This is a genomic window from Colwellia sp. TT2012, from assembly GCF_001440345.1.
Lineage (GTDB): Bacteria > Pseudomonadota > Gammaproteobacteria > Enterobacterales > Alteromonadaceae > Colwellia.
In genome coordinates this window covers 1-748 of the sequence record NZ_LJYX01000171.1, presented here as the reverse complement: position 1 = coordinate 748, position 748 = coordinate 1, and the positions used below count along the sequence as shown (strand labels likewise).

The following is a 748-nucleotide window of genomic DNA, read 5'->3' as shown; positions in this document are numbered from 1 at the left end:
TGTTTTGCGTCGCAGAAAAGTACGCGTCCGAAATTGAGATTTTCACTTTTGGCAGAGGCTTCCGGACTCAGATTTCACGTAGCAGTGTGCAAAAAAGGCGTTTTCACCAGTCAATGATCAGGCAGTTTAGGCTGACCAACTGTTTTCAACAGAATCGACCGATTACGGCCCGCCGCGAAGGACGAAAACCGACCCGCTGCCGACACTTGTTTTTTAGTCAGGCATGCTAATCACGTTCATGAAGATTCGGATTCACCTGCGTTTGTTTAGCCGGTGTTGAGCGCGTATCCGGCGTGTGGCAGATCGCTGTGAGGATGAATACCAATGGTTTGTCTATCAGTTGGCGTGGCAGCGTGAAGGTGAGCCAGTGGAAATCACATTCACTGGCGTCGAGCCTGATCCGGAAGCTTTCTAAAATTTGATTTATCTGATTTGTTACTCGTGACGTTAGGTACAGAGCACTCGATCCCATCTACGAGTTGTTAATTCGTGACATGCGGAAGGTGATCCACCAAAGCAGCGTTGCGATACAGTAGCCATATTGACCTCCGTCGCATAGCGGATGGGGTCTCCATTTTCGTCCAGCAGGACACCACGGGCACCTATCAACAGCGCATGCCCAGCTACAACATCATGCGCTGAAACAGCGTAGAGCGAGACACCGCATACACCGTCGCCGGCGGCTACTCTTGCCAGTCTGTATGCGATTGATGGCATTGCATGAAAATGCCCCGGATTACACAGCTCT

1 protein-coding gene is annotated in these 748 nt (G+C 50.7%); it reads right to left on the bottom strand.

Going from position 1 to position 748, the window contains the following annotated elements; translation table 11 throughout:
- Positions 1-447: 447 nt before the first annotated feature.
- Positions 448-748: hypothetical protein (locus ASU03_RS21675; protein ID WP_231731659.1), on the bottom strand; the 301-nt coding region annotated here is incomplete at its 5' end.